Source organism: Flavobacterium sp. DW-iso2 (genome assembly GCF_058725285.1).
In genome coordinates this window covers 32,559-48,580 of the sequence record NZ_JBZXDY010000022.1, presented here as the reverse complement: position 1 = coordinate 48,580, position 16,022 = coordinate 32,559, and the positions used below count along the sequence as shown (strand labels likewise).

Sequence of the window (16,022 nt, the reverse complement as noted above, 5' to 3'; positions counted from 1 at the left end):
ATAGTTTCAAAAACTACCGTCCCGTTTATAATAAAATACCGTACTAATTATCCTTGAATATCAACTACTTCAAGATCAAAAATTAGTTCTTTTCCTGCCAAAGGATGATTACCGTCAATGACGATAGTCGCTTCTTTCACTTCAACGATAAGTAAATTCATTTCGTTTCCATCAGAAGATTTAGAAACTAATCCCATTCCCACTTCAGGAGTAATATCCTCAGGAAGTTGGCTTTTATCTACTTCTTGAATTAGATCTTGGCGCGCTTCACCATAAGCATCTTCTTGCGAAATAGTAATTGTTTTTTTCTCATTTAATTTCATATCGATCAACCCTTTTTCAAATCCGGGAATCAATTTTCCTTGTCCTAAAGTAAACTCTAAAGGTTGTTTTCCTTCTGAACTATCAAATACTTGACCATCTGATAATTTTCCAACGTAATGTACCTTAACTGTGTTGTTCTCTCTAACTTGAATCATAAAATTGTTTTTTTAATTCTAAAAATACGTTTTGTGTAATTTTTACCCGCTGCGTATTTAAATTTAAACTTACATCTGCTTAGGCGCCAAAACCACGCCAAAGAGCCCGTAAATAGAAATAGTTTGTAAAAATGACTAATTTGGCAACTTATTCCTATAAAATCAATAGATTAACCAACTATTTATGAAAATTACTGAAAATTTAAAAGTAGAGTCCTGTCGCTTTACTATCTTAAAAATCATGACAATGCTGTCAGTATTTCGATTTGGCATTAAATATCCAACTTACTCTTTAAAAGTTAGTCCGTTATAAGCAATTCCCTTAGTAGCGATTTGCAAATATTTTTTTTTCCATCTGCGATAAGAAAATCAGCGAAGCTCTTTGCCAAATTAAACCAAAAGCGATTAAATTTCCGTCTTCTTTTTAGTACTTTTATACTTTACGCTAACAAACAGCTGTACATACTTAAAAATAAAAGCAATGACAAAGACGATAAGCATCAATCCGGCAACGGACGAAAAAATAAGTGAATACGATCGAATTACAAGCACTGAAGCACTCGAAATAATAGCAGCCTCAAAAAAAGAATTCCATCTTTGGAAACAAAAAACATTTGAAGAAAGAGCCAAACTAATGTACGCATTAGCCGATGTTCTTGATGCGAACAAGGAGGAATACGCACAACTAGCCACCCGAGAAATGGGAAAAGTGATTGGTCAAGCCCGCAAAGAGGTTGAAAAATGTGCATGGATCTGCCGCTATTATGCAGAACATACAAGCACATTATTAGCCAATGAAACTGTAAAAACAGAGGCTGTAAAAAGTTATGTTACGTTTCAACCTATTGGAGTAATTCTAGCAGTAATGCCGTGGAACTTTCCTTTCTATCAAGCGATTCGGTTTGCTGCTCCTTCATTAATGGCTGGGAATACTGGAGTTTTAAAACACGCTTCAAATGTTCAGGGCTGTGCTTTTGCCATCGAAGACGCTTTCATCAAGGCAGGATTTCCAAAAGGCGTCTTTACGAATTTGAATGTAGATTCTAAAGACGTAAAAACATTGATCGAAGACAAAAATATTGCTGCCATTACACTTACTGGTAGTGATGCTGCTGGACGTTCCATAGCTTCAATTGCGGGGCAAAACTTAAAGAAAACGGTAATGGAACTGGGAGGTAGTGATGCCTACATAATTCTGGACGACGTAGATTTAGAAAAAGCAACTGATTTAGCTACTTTGGGCCGACTACAAAACAACGGACAAACTTGTATCGCTGCCAAACGATTTATTGTTCATGATGCAATTTATGATGATTTTGTAGCTTTATTCACTAAGAAAATGAAAGCGGCCAAAATGGGGGATCCAACCAGCGCCGATTCCTACTACGGACCGATGGCAAGGCTCGATTTAAGAGATGAATTGCACCAACAAGTACAAAAAACAATACAACAAGGCGGGCGTTTGGTTCTTGGAGGAACAATCCCAGAAGGAAAAGGCGCCTATTATCCTGCAAGCATATTGGTTGATCTAAAACCAGGTATGGAAGCCTTTGACAACGAATTATTCGGCCCTGTGGCCTCGGTGATACGAGCAAAAGATGACACTCATGCTGTGGAATTGGCTAATAATTCGCAATTTGGTTTGGGTTCAGGAGTATTCACTAAAGATATACAACGCGGAGAAAAGTTAGCACTACAACTGGAAGCAGGAAGTAGTTTTGTAAATAAACTAGTCGTTTCTGATCCAAGATTGCCTTTTGGCGGAATCAAAAACAGTGGTTACGGAAGAGAATTAGCTGCTTATGGTATTCGTGAGTTTGTAAATACAAAAACGATTTGGATTGATTAAGAGGTAAATAAATTTTCCTTCTACATTGTCAGTAGAACACTTTTTAATCAACAATGTAGGAGGGAGGCTTATTCTACTTTCCGAATTGAACTTGGAAACAAACCCAATCAAATGCAACTTTTAAATAATAATCTAAACGAGCCGTTGTAACTTCTAGATTTCGACAAAAATAAACCAATCTTTTAGAAGCCCCTCATTTAATGGAGCCATTTAAAAAACGTAAGAGTTAAACTAGAAACGTACGTAATTATGAAAAAGTCAAATCTATCGTACTTGATATAGGTCAAGGAAGTTTCTGCTATGGTAGTGTAACTTTGTAGCCAGTAATAATTTATAAAATAGAACATGAGCACACCTAACATAGCAAAAGAAGATATTATCAATGCATTTGAATTTAGACACGCCACCAAAGAATTTGATGCTACTAAAACTATTTCAGATGAAAATATGGAATTTATTTTAGAAACAGCTCATTTATCGCCAAGTTCTTTTGGTTTTGAGCCTTGGCATTTTATCGTGGTTCAAGATGCAGCATTGCGTGAGTTGATAAAACCAGTAGCTTGGGGAGCGCCTTTAAAATTAGATACCGCAAGTCATTTTGTCTTAGGTTTATCAATGAAAGCACCCATGGTAAAATGGGATTCTGATTACATCATGTCCATGATGAAAGACGTTAAACAATGGCCGGCAGAGACCATAGAAATGTATTCTAAATTCTATAGAGAATTTCAAGAAAGCGACTTTAATTTAGATACGGATAAAAAATTATTCGATTGGTCATCTAAACAAACGTACATTGCTTTGGGTAATATGATGACATCTGCCGCTTTGGTAGGTATTGATAGTTGTCCTATTGAAGGTTTTCACCAAGAAAAAGCAGAGGCTTTATTGAGAGAAAAGTTTGGTGTGGATACAGACAAATATGGTTTGTCCTTTATGGTTGCTTTTGGATACAGAAAAGCCAATCCAGCAAACCCTAAATCAAGAAGAAATATAGAAGATATAGTTACTTGGATGTAATTTATAAAAGTTTTAATTTTATTGGTCTCAAATAGAGTTTAAAACTATGTGTACTTTCAGTGCATCTCGCTTTAGCTTCTAAAAAATGTTAACACCGCAGATTCGCAAATTTTAAAATAATTGATATAAAATAATTTGCGAATCTGCGGTAAATAGTAGCAATACAACATGCAGACTTTAAGTCTGACAACCAAATCTATGGACTTTAAGTCCATAGTGGTTTAGTCCAAACAACTAATTATTAGTTCCAAAGCGTTGCAACTTTGGAACTTTTTTAATTTAAATAAGAGAAAAGGAAAGTGATAGAGTCTAAAGAAAATCTTCCGATAGATCATATTAAATCATAACTTTGTTAATGCGCTGGATGTAATTACAAAAAACACTTAAATAGACGTTTTTAATGTAATTTTTCTTGTTCTAGATACAATTATCACAAAAAACTAATTACACTAATGGATAGCTTCGTTTCATCAATTTTGCAATAGCAATCTTAAATCAAAATCGTAATATAATGAATAAAGAAAATGCAGCTGTTGATTCCATTCTAGTTCAGGATTTTAACGGCAACCCAATCGATCTTATAAAAGAATTCCAAGGAAAAGCGATTTTGGCTATAATCTATAACAATCAGTGTTTGGGATGTACTGGGCGTGCGATTCCTTTGGCATACCAATTACAGAAGGAAAATGAAGAGGTGCAAGTAGTAGGAATTCATACCAGCTTTAATACTACACCAGTAACTGAAAGTGATATTAAAAGCATTTTTACCATTGAGGAACTTCCTTTTCCTATCTTTTTGGATGAAGGACATATGGTTTACGACCAATTTGATTCCGCAGGAACTCCGCAATGGATTTTAATTACAAAAGAGGGAGTTTTATCTCGTTCGATATTTGGCTCTCAGGAAGGGGCGCAAAATCGTTTATTTTATGCTCTTCAGCAACTCGATTAAAATAGTCTTCAGAGTCTCTCTGGAAAACTTAAGCTAAGTTAGAAAAGAGTTAAATCTATCATAATTGATATAGGTCAACGCTATTGTTGCTATAGTAATGTAACTTTGTAAATAGTAGAAATTTATAAAAAAGAACATGAGTAAACAGCATTTATTAACATCATATAGTAAAAACATTAACCTCAATAACAGAGTCGTCGTGGCACCTATGACGCGCAGTAGAGCAGATAACGAAGGCCATGTGCCAACTGATGATCTACACGGTTTGTATTACGAACAACGTGCATCAGCAGGTTTAATTATTACAGAGGGTTCTCAAGTATCTACAGAAGCGGTAGGATACATTAATACTCCAGGAATCTACACAGATGAGCAAGTAGAAGGTTGGAAAAAAGTAACCAAGCGCGTACATGATAAAGGGGGAAAAATCTTTATTCAATTATGGCATGTAGGACGTATGTCGCATCCCGATTTTCATAATGGAGCATTACCGTTATCCGCTTCAGCTATAAATCCGCACGCTAAATCATTTACTCCAGAAGGGTTTAAAGATACTGTTACGCCTAAGGCAATGACTATCGAAGATATTAAAACTACAGTAAAAGATTTTCAAAATGCAGCTGCAAATGCAGTAAAAGCAGGTTTTGATGGCGTAGAAATACATTCCTCTAATGGTTATTTATTTCATCAGTTCTTTAATGGAACGTCTAATAAAAGAACAGATGACTACGGTGGAAGTATTGAAAACAAAACCCGTTTCTTTTTTGAAGTTTTAGATGCGATTAAAGAAGTGATTCCACAAGAAAAAATTGGAGCCCGTTTTAATCCTTCATTGAATGGTCCATTTGGTATGACTATGGATGAAGACACAATCCCAACGTTTGAATACATTATTAAAAAATTAAACGATTATAATTTAGCATACGTGCATCTTTCTGAACCCTTTACAGATGTTTCAGAAATACCCTACGCTGTGACAGAAATCGCTAAACATTTCCGTCCTTTATATAATGGAACATTAATGATTAATTCAGCATTTGATCAAGAAAAAGGGAATAAAGTAATTGAAGAGGGTTATGCAGATTTAGTAGCTTATGGCAAGCCATATATATCTAATCCGGATTTAGTAGAACGTTTTGAAAACAACTTGGATTTAGCAGAATGGGATCAAGATACGTTTTATACAACAGGAGCAAAAGGGTATACAGATTATCCAAAAGCTTCGAAATAACATAGCAATACAGCAACAGAATTAAAAACAACTTTAAAAGACACATAATTATGGCAACTACAACAGTAAAAGCATATGGTGCTACGGCATCAACAGCAGATTTAAAACCTTTAGACATCGAAAGAAGAGCTGTAGGAAAGGACGATGTGAAAATTGATATTACCTATTGCGGTGTCTGTCATAGTGACATACATACCGCAAGAAACGAATGGAATGGATCAACTTATCCAGTAGTACCAGGACACGAGATTATTGGTCGAGTAGTGGAGGTTGGAAATGCTGTTAATAAATACAAAGTAGGTGATTTAGTAGGAGTTGGCTGTATGGTAGATTCTTGCCAAACATGTTCCTCTTGCAAGCAGGATTTAGAGCAATTTTGCGAAAATGGAGCAACATTTACTTACAATAGTCCAGATAAACATATTGAAGACAAACAAACTTATGGAGGTTATTCAACTTCGGTAGTTGTTGATGAAAAATTTGTATTACGTATCCCGGAAAATTTAGACGAAGCTGCAGCTGCACCTTTATTATGTGCAGGAGTTACAACATGGTCGCCATTAAGTCACTGGAAAGTAAAAAAAGGAGACAAAGTAGGTGTGGTAGGTTTAGGAGGATTAGGTCATATGGGTGTTAAATTTGCCAATGCATTAGGTGCTCATGTGGTTATGATTACGACATCTCCAGAAAAAGGAAAAGATGCTAAACGTTTAGGTGCTCATGAAGTTTTAGTATCTAAAGATGCAGAAGAGATGAAAAAACACCAAAATAGTTTTGATTTCATTTTAAATACCATTCCTGTAGGTCATGAAATGGATCCTTATTTAGGATTACTTAAAATTGATGCAACAATGGTTTTAGTTGGTGCAATAGAACCTTTAAAGCCATTTTCTGGAGGAAATATTATTATGGGACGTAAGCGTATTGCTGGTTCTCTAATTGGAGGAATTAAAGAAACACAAGAGATGTTAGATTTCTGTGGAAAACATAATATTACTAGTGATATCGAGCTTATCAATATACAAGATATAAATGCAGCTTATGACCGTGTTACAAGTAATGATGTAAAATATAGATTTGTAATTGATATGAAATCGCTTAAATAGAAATAGTTTTTTTATATAGTTTTTTAAAAAACAGCATCTAAAGTAGTTTTAGATGCTGTTTTTTGTTTTAGTAAAGTACCGAGTTAAATTAGTCTAACCAGCTTATCACAAATTACAATTTAAAATAACATTCTTAGATATAATTAGACCAATAAACATCCCTATTTATAAAGATTTAGATTATTATATTTCGAACTATAATTTATATTATGTAAAATAGGAATTGTATTAAAAAGTCTATACTGTTTTAAAAGTCAACAACAATCATATTTTAAACGCTGCTATCTCTACTACAAACAATACAATTAACTAATTAATAAAACCAAGATTTAACATGAGATAATCAAACAAATAAATAAATATTTTATTAATTTTACCCAACAAAATTATCATAAAAATATGAACACGATTATAACACGGATTGCTGATTTTTTAAAAGAATACTCGCCATTTGATCATTTGACATTTGCAGAGTTATCTGAAATTGCTGCCAATATTCGTGTCGTAAATTTAGAAAAAAACAAAACATTGTTTCAGTACAATGATGTATTGCACGATAGTTTTTATGTTGTTGCTTCCGGCGTGATTCATTTATCGGTTATAGCAGACGCTGAAGAAACGATTTTAAATAAATGTCACGAAGGTGCAATTTTTGGTTTACGCCCTTTTTTTGCAAAAAACAACTATAGAATGACTGCAAAAGCACGCGAAGAAAGCGTAGTTTATGCTATTCCAATTGCTGTTTTCAGACCATTTGTAGCAAATAATACCGAAGTTTTAAATTATTTACTGGAGAATTTTGCCACAAATACACCTAGTTCCACGGATAACGAAAATTCACGTAGCAGCCAGATTTCAGATTCCCTATTTTATACGGACAAACAATCTGAAATGCAGTATTTCCAAACGTTATCCTACAACAATACGCCGCTAATAACTACTGCAAACAGCATGGTCAGCGAAGTAGCTCAGCTTATGGCTGAAATGCGAATTACTAGTGCTGTTATTTGTGATGCTTCACTTCCTATCGGAATTGTAACTGATATGGATATGTCTTCTAAAATTGCTACAGGCCGATTTCCAATTACTGCTTCAGTGGATAAAATCATGTCATCACCAGTAATAACAGTACTGGAGAACGTTTCGCTAGCAGAAGCACAATTATTAATGTTAAAAAATAATGTCACCCATTTATGTGTCACTTTAGATGGTACAAATAAATCGAATGTCAAAGGCGTTATTTCAGAGCACGATCTGATTGTTGCGCAAGCCAGTAATCCCGGTGTCCTAATTAAAGAAATTAAGCGCGCTCAAAATGCGAAAGAACTAAAACAAATTAGGGTACGATTGACAGATCTTATTCAAACTTCGATATACAAAAACATTCCTCTTACCCATATTTCAAATATTACATCTGAGATTAATTTTGCACTTTTAAAGCGTGCAATCGAACTTTCGATTCTTGAAATGGGCTCCCCTCCTGCTCGGTTTGCTTGGTTAAGTATTGGTAGCCAGGGAAGGAAAGAACAATTGCTTCTTACAGACCAAGACAGTATTTTAGTTTTTGAAGATGTAGCTACAGAAAAGTATAGAGAAGTAAAAGATTATTTTCTTAATTTAGGAAAAAAAACGACGCTTACACTACAAGAAATAGGCTATGAATTATGCCCTAATGGGCACATGGCAAGTAATATGTCGTGGTGTAAGTCATTAACAGACTGGATAAAACAATATGACAATTGGATGAATACGCCAGGTGAAAGCAATAATAATTTGAGTAGTGTATTTTTTGATTATGAACTTGTTTTTGGCGAGCAAAAAATTGAAGATGCGATTAATAATGTTGTTTTCAAAAACGCAAATAACAATACCTTGTTCTTTGACTTTTTAGGAAATGATGCATTACGAAAAAATTCTCCTTTAAGTTTTTTCAAAAAATTAATTCTTGAAGAAACTGGCCCTAATAAAGATAAGTTTGACATAAAGACTCGTGCTTTAATGCCTCTTATAGATGGCGCCCGTTTATTTACACTCAGTCATGGAATTAAAGGAATTAATAATACCTATACTCGTTTTAAACAATTAGCGATTGAGGATCCTAAATATTCAGAAATTTATCTGAATTGTGCCGAAGCTTTCTTAACTTTATCAAAATTAAGAACTGTAGAGGGCTTAAAAAATGAAAATACTGGTCAGTTTATAAATTTGGAGGAATTATCAAAAATTGATAAAGAAAAGCTAAAAAATGCTCTTGCTCCAATGAGAGAATTAGAAGAATTAATTAAAAACAAGTTTCAACTGACTCAATTTTCCTAGTTATGCTTGATTGGCTAAAATATATCAACAAGGTATATCCGGAATTCTGGAGAACATACCTAGCTAAATTCGATAAAAAATCGAATCGCTATGTTGTTGTCTCTACTGAAAGGACTGGACTGAATCTGGATAAAGATGTTATCTTGACTATTAGCGCTTTTGCCGTTGTGGATGATAGCATACTTATAGGCGATAGTTTTGAAACTATATTATTGCAATATAAATACCTTCATGACAATAAACTTTCAAATGGGTTTATTATCGAAAGTAAGATGACTAAATTAGGGGAAGCAGATGCTATAAAATCCTTTATTGAATTTATTGGTAATTCTGTTTTAGTGGGACACCAAATTGATTTTGATGTCGAAATGATCAATGCAGCCTTGGAGAAATTAGAATGTGGCCGATTGAAAAATGAAGCCTTGGATATCGATATGATGCATCGCAAACTAAATGAAATTACAGATAAGGAATTTACATTAGAACAATTATCTGAAATTTATAAAATCCCACAAAACGATAGAAAGTCATCAACCGAAGATGCCTATAAAACAGCTTTATTATTTCTAAAATTAAAGTCAAGATTAGGGATTAAGTAAAGTGTTTTTTTATTGTTTTAAGCCAACAAAAGCGCTGAAACGGCCATGGTGGCTTACTGAAACGGGATTTAGAGAATTAGTTATATCCTCGATTAGAAATGGGATTCCCTTCCTTTTTATTATTTTTATTTCAGGTTCTAGCTCTGTCACCAGTTTAAAATCCATAATATCAGTTACCGCAACAGTATGTATTTTATCCTTTACTATTTTAGTTTTTGTATAGAAAGTATGACCGTTGCATAACACAAATCCGTTATTGGCATTTTCATACACACACACTAACTTCAAAGGAAAATAACCTCGTATACCCGTTGCTCTATTGTAGATTTTATAAGCTGCTTCCTTTCTACTCCATAGGTTCCATACCATCGTATCTGGATTCGCTGCAGTTGAAATAAGCAATTGTTCATCTGGAGTAAATATTTTATCCAGATAGCCCGGTCGTTTCCAATTACTTTCGAATCGGGCTAAAGCCAAATCTACAATGTCGTTTCCAATCACTTCTTAGCTAATTTGGTTTCTATTATCTCCAATGTTGATTTCACATCAACCATTTTTTCCATGGATTCATTATCGATATGGATTTTAAAATAATCTTCAACATCTAAAATGATATCCACCAGATTAGCTGAATTGATATTCAAATCCGTTATGAAGTCTGTATTCTCTGTGAAATTCTCAAAAGCTTCTTCATTATTAATGTAGGGCTTTACGATATTTCTTAATTGTACTAAAGTCTCTTCTCTGTTCATGTTTAATTTTTTTAAACGGTATATTTTTTTAAAATGAGGCAACCGTTAACATCTCCAAAACCAAAACTGGCTTTGGCTATAATATTTAATTCTGTTTCAATCACTTTTTGCGGAATTCTTGAGACATCAATTATGCTTTCAATTTCAGGATTTAGGTCTTCACAATTAATATTGGGAAAAATAAATCCTTCATGCAATTGCAATATCGCAGCGACACTTTCGATACTCCCAGCAGCCGACAAACAATGACCTACCATCGATTTAAGAGAGTTAATGTAGGGGAAATCAATGCCGCTTCGTCCTAAAGCTTCACTCCAATTCTCTATTTCTAAACTGTCTTTAGTCGTAGCAGTTAGATGTCCGTTGATAGCATCGATTGCATCCGCTTGGATTCCCGCATTAGTCATCGCATCTTTGATACACTTTTGAACTGCTATAGGATTTGGAGCCGTCATAGTTCCCAATCCACGCTGTCCGCCTGAATTTACATTTCCACCTAATACTTCAGCATAGATTCGTACCCCGCGTGCAAGCGCTGTTTCAAGTTCTTCTAGTACGAAAGCTCCTGCTCCGCTTCCCGGCACAAATCCGGATGCACTAGCACTCATAGGTCTCGAACCCTTTTCTGGGCTTTCATTGTGCTTAAAAGTACAGACACGCAACGCATCAAAACCACCCCAGATATAAGGGCCACTGTCACTGGTACTTCCCGCTAGTATTCTGTTAGCCAGTCCTGATTTAATACGCTCATAGGCCATTAACATACTTTCTGCCCCAGTGGTACAGGCAGAAGAATTAGTGGTCACCTGATTTCCTAAGCCTAATTTCCCACCTAAATAAGCACTAACACCACTATTCATTGTCTGAGCTACAGCAGTACTTCCTAGTCTACGGGTTTGTAGATCATCAATTTTATAAATGCTTTCGCGAAATTTATCGATACCCGAGGTTCCTGTACCAAAAATAGTTCCACTGCCCCAATCTGGTTCTTCATTGCTCATAATTGGCAACTCAGCATCCTTCCACGCATCCATTCCTGCAATTACTCCATATAAAATACCCGAGGAGTTAAAGTTTCTCAGTTCTAATTCTGTGAAATAATGCAATGACAATTCCTCAGAAATTTCCGGTTTCCCTGAAATTTGACACGAGAATTGTAGGCGTTCCAAATCTGGGTCTTTCCTGATACCAGAAATCCCATTTTTAATTGCATGGGTAAAGGCATCAAGCCCTACTCCGTTTGGAGCCACTATACCAAGTCCTGTTATTACTACTCTTCTACTCATGGAATTTTTTTTAAACTACTCTATTATAATCGCTGCATCAAACTATCATTCCTGCAATCTCACCAGTACAAACAACAATACCATTCGCATTTGTCATATTCACTTTGCACTTTAATTTACCGAATCTGAAGAACATTTTTTCTGAAACAACCGTAACTTTCTCATTTGGAAATACAGGTTTTAAAAATTCCATATTAGCTGATGTTAAAGCTATTGAAATGTCTTTATTAAAGTCATTATTTAGTAAAAAAATACCTAAGCAAACTAATCCAATTTGAGCCATAGTTTCTGTTAAAATCACACCGGGCGTCACTGGATAGTTTTCAAAATGACCTTTATAAAAATCTAAGTTTTCATCGAAAGTAAAGTTACCTTCTACTCCACTTTCATCAATTTTAGTGATTTCATCAACAAACAAAAAGGGCTTCGAATACGGTAATCTTGATATAATCTCTTGACTTTTCATCGTTTTTCTCTCTTCTTTGACTAAAACTGCAACAATACTCTTTGTGCCGAAAATCCGGGACCAAAACTTAACATCAATCCAAGATCCCCTTTTGGTGGCCTATTGTCCATGAATCGCTCTAAAACATACAAAACGGTTGCGCTTGACATATTACCATACAAACGCAAAACTTCTTTAGTATCATCGATATTTTTACCTAAATCTGAAAATAAGGCTTCGACTGTTTGTACTATTTTTTTTCCGCCAGGATGAAAAATTAAATGATCCATATCATCAATTTTTAGATTGTTTTTTTCTAAAAAAGGATGGATAATTGTCGGAAAATGAGACGCAATGGTATTTGGTACTTCAATATCTAAAATCATTTGTAAACCGGTATTCGTTAGTTTAAAACCCATCATATGCTCATTTTCATAAAAATGATACATTTCTTCTGCCAGAATTTCGGGGCCTTCATCGTCTTCGTGGGACGAAAGTAAAACGCAGGCAGCTCCATCTCCAAAAATGGCGGCACTTACAATATTAGCCATCGAAAAATCATTCAATTGAAATGTTGCTGTTGGACTTTCTACTGCGATTACTGCTGCGCGTTTACCAGGATTGGACTGCAGGAAGTTTTTGGCATAAATAATACCTGAAACACCAGCGGCACATCCCATTTCAGTTACAGGCAGCCTTACAATATCCTGACGTAGTTTTAGCTTATTTATTAAATAGGCGTCTAACGAAGGAATCATGATGCCGGTACAACTTACTGTGATGATATAATCTAAATCTTCCGGCTTCCATCCCGATTTCAACAATGCCTTTTGTAGTACTTTTTCGCCTAAATCGATGACTTCACGAACATAAATATCATTTCTTTCTTCAAATGATGTTTTTGTAAAAACTTCAATAGGATCCATAATGGAATAGCGTTTATCTACTGCCGCACCCTCAAATATTTTTTTTACTTTTCTAATAAAACGTTCGTCTTGTCCCGTGAGCCAAGCGTCCAGAAACGGAATAATTTCTTCTGTAGTTCTAGAATACTTTGGTAGTTGTTTTGTAACTGTATTTATTTTTACACTCATATCTTTGAAATTATCCATTGGTATCTAAAAGCCCATTTCCATTGGATTTTATAGTTGCTAAAATTTAATTTTTTCGAAAAACGAAGTAACTCTTCTTTTTTAAATCCTCTTAATATCGAAACCAAACCATCTTCCCTTGACATAGCATTCAATTGAAAAACAAAACACAAGGATTGAAACAACCGGTAAGCGACAGCACTTCTATGTAAATCATTAATCACCACACCAAGGCTAGCATTTTCATAAAACGTGGTCATTATTTTGATAATTTCATCTTCCTTAAAATGATGTAAAGTCAAGGTGCACAATATAATATCGTACTTTAGCTCTTTAAAAGGTTTATCAAATATATCTTCACAGCGATACGCTATATTTGGATATTTTTTTGATAAGTCAATAGCATGATTTACCGTAAAATTGTTTGCGTCAACCCCAATTAAGTTAAATTTTAAATTATGCTGTATGCCATAATCGGCAAGTGTTCTCAACATATCGCCGTTACCACAACCCACATCAACAATCGTGATTTCAGTTGTTTTAGGACTTTTGGCAATCAACTTCTTCACTCCTAGTAAAGTTAACTTGTTTCCACCTAATAGCTGATTTATTTTAGCAATTTTATCTAAAGCTTCACGCAAAATTTCGCCTTCTAAAGCAAAATCATCCATGATCTCTGGTTCATCAGTTCTGTATTTAGTATTTAACAACATATCTGATTAAAGTATAATGGGTTTACCATGGGTTTTTCTTATAATTATTCTTAAAATGAATGGGAATCTAACTACTATACGCATAAGAAACTCTGAAAGTTTTTCTTTCTGTAAAATTTTCGATAATATTCGCCCCATTTTTAATCTATTACTAAAATTGTGATTCCATTGTTCCAAATATTTTTTTTCTAATGAAGCCCTAGATTTAATTTCGCCTTTACAATAAGCACCAACTAAATCAGAAGCGATTTTAGCACTATGAATAGCCATCGCCATTCCATTACCACACAAAGGATGTATGAGCCCAGCAGTATCGCCTATCATAAGAATACTATTTTCTACTGCGCTTTTTTCCTCGAAAGAAATCTGGCTTATCGTTAACGGCTTTTCAAAAATCATCGTACTGGTATCCAAAATTACTTTTAAGTGCGGATTTTTGGATACCACGTCTTGCTGATACTCTTGGATATTTTTGTGTTTTTTAAAAGTCGTATAATCCGCTAAATAGCAAATATTAATTGCGTCATTTTCCACTTTAGAAACACCACAATAACCTCCTTTAAAATTATGCAATCCAACCAAATCACTTGGAAAATTTCCTGAATAATGTGCTTTTACCGCTAGCCAGGATGATTTTTTCTGAATAAAACTTCTATTCAATTTCTGATCAATATTAGAACGTTTCCCAAAAGCGCCAATTACAATTTCTGCCTTTAGAATTGTACTATCTGAAGTTATTACTGTGAATTGATTCTCTTTAAAATTAATACTTTCAACAGTGTCTTGTATGATGCTACAACCATTTTCCAGCGCTTTATGACACAACAATTCGTCCAGTGCGTACCGACTGATCCCAAAACCTCCGAGTGGCAATTCAATAGTTATTGATTTTCCTTTTTCTGTCGAAAATTGCAGTTGACTAATGTTTGTAGGATGTAATTTAGCAACACTGATATCCAGCCATTCTAGATAAGGCAACACTTCGTTTGAAATGTATTCTCCACAAACTTTATGTTTTGGAAATTCATTTTTTTCTATTAAAATAACGGGGACACCTATTTTAGATAAATGAATAGCTGACGTAAGTCCCGCTAATCCTCCACCAACAATTATAACAGACGCAGTCTTTTCCATAGTTTAGCTAATTTAGGTTATTTCCTGCGAAAAAAACAGCTTAAAATTAAAAAATAAAGCTTCCAATCCGGAAGCAGCTTTCTTTATAAAATTATAAAAAGACTTCATATTTTATTTCGTTTTATATTACATCCACAATTTCATAATTCAATAAAGTACGAGCATCTCATAAATTATGAGAAGAAACAACCTGTATTTTATCAAGTTTGGCTATCTGGTCTACATCATCTGAAATGTATTGGCTTATTTAGTTCAACAAATTGTTTCACAATTTTTAGATAATTTTTGTTATAAAACAATTAAGTACTAGATTTGTTTACCTATGGATACAATCACTAGTAAGAAATCATTAATATTTATACCTATAACTCTATTAGTAGTTTATTTTTGTGCTGGAATTTTTTTTAATCCGGCTCATGCTATTTATATTAAACCTTTTATAATTCCAACTTTTATAATTTATGCGGTAATAAATAATTTTGAGAAACTTACTCTAAATTATTATTTATACGTTATTTTATTTTATGTAAATGAGATACTAATTTTGTTTTGGGAATATTCAATACCACTGTTTAGAACTGCATTAGTAGCATCCTTTTTTTGTTATTTAGCACTAATAAATTTAGGCTATAATTCAATTAAAACCAAAAAACTTTACACTCTACCGCAAGGATTTTCACTTTTTATATTAGCCATAAATTGTGTGTTTTTAATAGCAATCTTATATATTTTAATGTCTGTTATTGGCGATAGTTATCTTAACATCATTTTAATTTTTAATGCAGTAGTCGCTGTTTTTCTGGGTGTTACAGCCGTTTTATATCTGGGGAAATTTGGGAATAAAAAAGCGTACTATTATTTTTTTGGTGCTTTTGCTTTAATTTTTAACGATGTTTTTGCCGCTATTGGAACTTATTTTATTGACGATGTAGTTTTGAACACCTTTGATAGAGTATTGCATTTTACTTCGTTTTATCTCATTTATCTATTCATTATAAATGATAAAAAAAAGGTTGAAAATCTTTCGACAGATTCTCAACCTTAAACTT

The 16,022-nt window shown here is 34.0% G+C and carries 16 protein-coding genes; 8 read left to right on the top strand and 8 right to left on the bottom strand.

Translation table 11 applies throughout. The features are described 5' to 3' along the window. Window positions 1–47 precede the first annotated feature (47 nt). A complete protein-coding gene (locus tag AC4PRO_RS13930) occupies window positions 48–479 on the bottom strand; it encodes an FKBP-type peptidyl-prolyl cis-trans isomerase (protein WP_074723301.1) in 432 nt (143 codons plus the stop codon). A gap of 481 nt (window positions 480–960) precedes the next feature. On the opposite strand from AC4PRO_RS13930, the gene AC4PRO_RS13925 reads away from it, so the two are divergent. The 7 genes from AC4PRO_RS13925 to AC4PRO_RS13895 all read left to right on the top strand — a co-directional run bounded on the left by AC4PRO_RS13925 (window position 961) and on the right by AC4PRO_RS13895 (window position 9,552). After that, window positions 961–2,328 (top strand): NAD-dependent succinate-semialdehyde dehydrogenase, encoded by a 1,368-nt coding sequence (locus AC4PRO_RS13925; RefSeq protein ID WP_492117751.1) that lies wholly within the window; start codon window positions 961–963, stop codon window positions 2,326–2,328. A 345-nt stretch (window positions 2,329–2,673) separates the two neighbouring features. Continuing rightward, window positions 2,674–3,348 (top strand): NAD(P)H-dependent oxidoreductase, encoded by a 675-nt coding sequence (locus AC4PRO_RS13920; protein ID WP_074723303.1) that lies wholly within the window; start codon window positions 2,674–2,676, stop codon window positions 3,346–3,348. Between the two features lie 511 nt (window positions 3,349–3,859). Then, a complete protein-coding gene (locus AC4PRO_RS13915) occupies window positions 3,860–4,300 on the top strand; it encodes a TlpA family protein disulfide reductase (RefSeq protein ID WP_492117750.1) in 441 nt (146 codons plus the stop codon). Between the two features lie 136 nt (window positions 4,301–4,436). After that, entirely contained in the window at window positions 4,437–5,531 is a 1,095-nt protein-coding gene (locus AC4PRO_RS13910; RefSeq protein ID WP_492117749.1) for an alkene reductase, read from the top strand. Window positions 5,532–5,581: 50 nt separating this feature from the next. Then, the gene (locus tag AC4PRO_RS13905) at window positions 5,582–6,637 is read left to right on the top strand and encodes an NAD(P)-dependent alcohol dehydrogenase (RefSeq protein WP_074723306.1); all 1,056 of its coding nucleotides are present in this window, start codon (window positions 5,582–5,584) and stop codon (window positions 6,635–6,637) included. Between the two features lie 399 nt (window positions 6,638–7,036). After that, window positions 7,037–8,953 carry a DUF294 nucleotidyltransferase-like domain-containing protein gene (locus AC4PRO_RS13900; protein ID WP_492117748.1) on the top strand — a complete coding sequence of 639 codons (1,917 nt, stop codon included), beginning with the start codon at window positions 7,037–7,039 and terminating at the stop codon, window positions 8,951–8,953. A gap of 2 nt (window positions 8,954–8,955) precedes the next feature. After that, entirely contained in the window at window positions 8,956–9,552 is a 597-nt protein-coding gene (locus AC4PRO_RS13895) for a 3'-5' exonuclease (RefSeq protein ID WP_074723308.1), read from the top strand. A 9-nt stretch (window positions 9,553–9,561) separates the two neighbouring features. Here the strand turns inward: AC4PRO_RS13895 and AC4PRO_RS13890 are convergent, their stop codons facing one another. From AC4PRO_RS13890 to AC4PRO_RS13860, 7 genes are read right to left on the bottom strand one after another with little or no spacing between them, the layout of a single operon-like run. Next, window positions 9,562–10,053 (bottom strand): 4'-phosphopantetheinyl transferase family protein, encoded by a 492-nt coding sequence (locus AC4PRO_RS13890; protein WP_074723309.1) that lies wholly within the window; start codon window positions 10,051–10,053, stop codon window positions 9,562–9,564. After that, entirely contained in the window at window positions 10,050–10,304 is a 255-nt protein-coding gene (locus AC4PRO_RS13885; RefSeq protein ID WP_074723396.1) for an acyl carrier protein, read from the bottom strand. The genes AC4PRO_RS13890 and AC4PRO_RS13885 overlap by 4 nt, the downstream gene beginning before the upstream one ends. 11 nt (window positions 10,305–10,315) lie before the next feature. After that, on the bottom strand, window positions 10,316–11,590 hold the full coding sequence (locus AC4PRO_RS13880) for a beta-ketoacyl-[acyl-carrier-protein] synthase family protein (protein ID WP_074723310.1): 1,275 nt from the start codon (window positions 11,588–11,590) through the stop codon (window positions 10,316–10,318). A gap of 37 nt (window positions 11,591–11,627) precedes the next feature. After that, window positions 11,628–12,056, bottom strand: a complete 429-nt coding sequence (locus AC4PRO_RS13875; RefSeq protein WP_492117747.1) for a 3-hydroxyacyl-ACP dehydratase FabZ family protein — start codon at window positions 12,054–12,056, stop codon at window positions 11,628–11,630. Window positions 12,057–12,076: 20 nt separating this feature from the next. Continuing rightward, window positions 12,077–13,129: a type III polyketide synthase gene (locus tag AC4PRO_RS13870; RefSeq protein WP_074723397.1), complete on the bottom strand. Its 1,053-nt coding sequence runs from the start codon at window positions 13,127–13,129 to the stop codon at window positions 12,077–12,079. Next, window positions 13,126–13,839 (bottom strand): methyltransferase domain-containing protein, encoded by a 714-nt coding sequence (locus AC4PRO_RS13865; protein WP_074723312.1) that lies wholly within the window; start codon window positions 13,837–13,839, stop codon window positions 13,126–13,128. The genes AC4PRO_RS13870 and AC4PRO_RS13865 overlap by 4 nt, the downstream gene beginning before the upstream one ends. A gap of 6 nt (window positions 13,840–13,845) precedes the next feature. Next, entirely contained in the window at window positions 13,846–14,973 is a 1,128-nt protein-coding gene (locus tag AC4PRO_RS13860) for an NAD(P)/FAD-dependent oxidoreductase (RefSeq protein WP_492117746.1), read from the bottom strand. Between the two features lie 322 nt (window positions 14,974–15,295). On the opposite strand from AC4PRO_RS13860, the gene AC4PRO_RS13855 reads away from it, so the two are divergent. After that, a complete protein-coding gene (locus AC4PRO_RS13855) occupies window positions 15,296–16,018 on the top strand; it encodes a hypothetical protein (RefSeq protein ID WP_492117745.1) in 723 nt (240 codons plus the stop codon). Window positions 16,019–16,022: the final 4 nt, after the last annotated feature.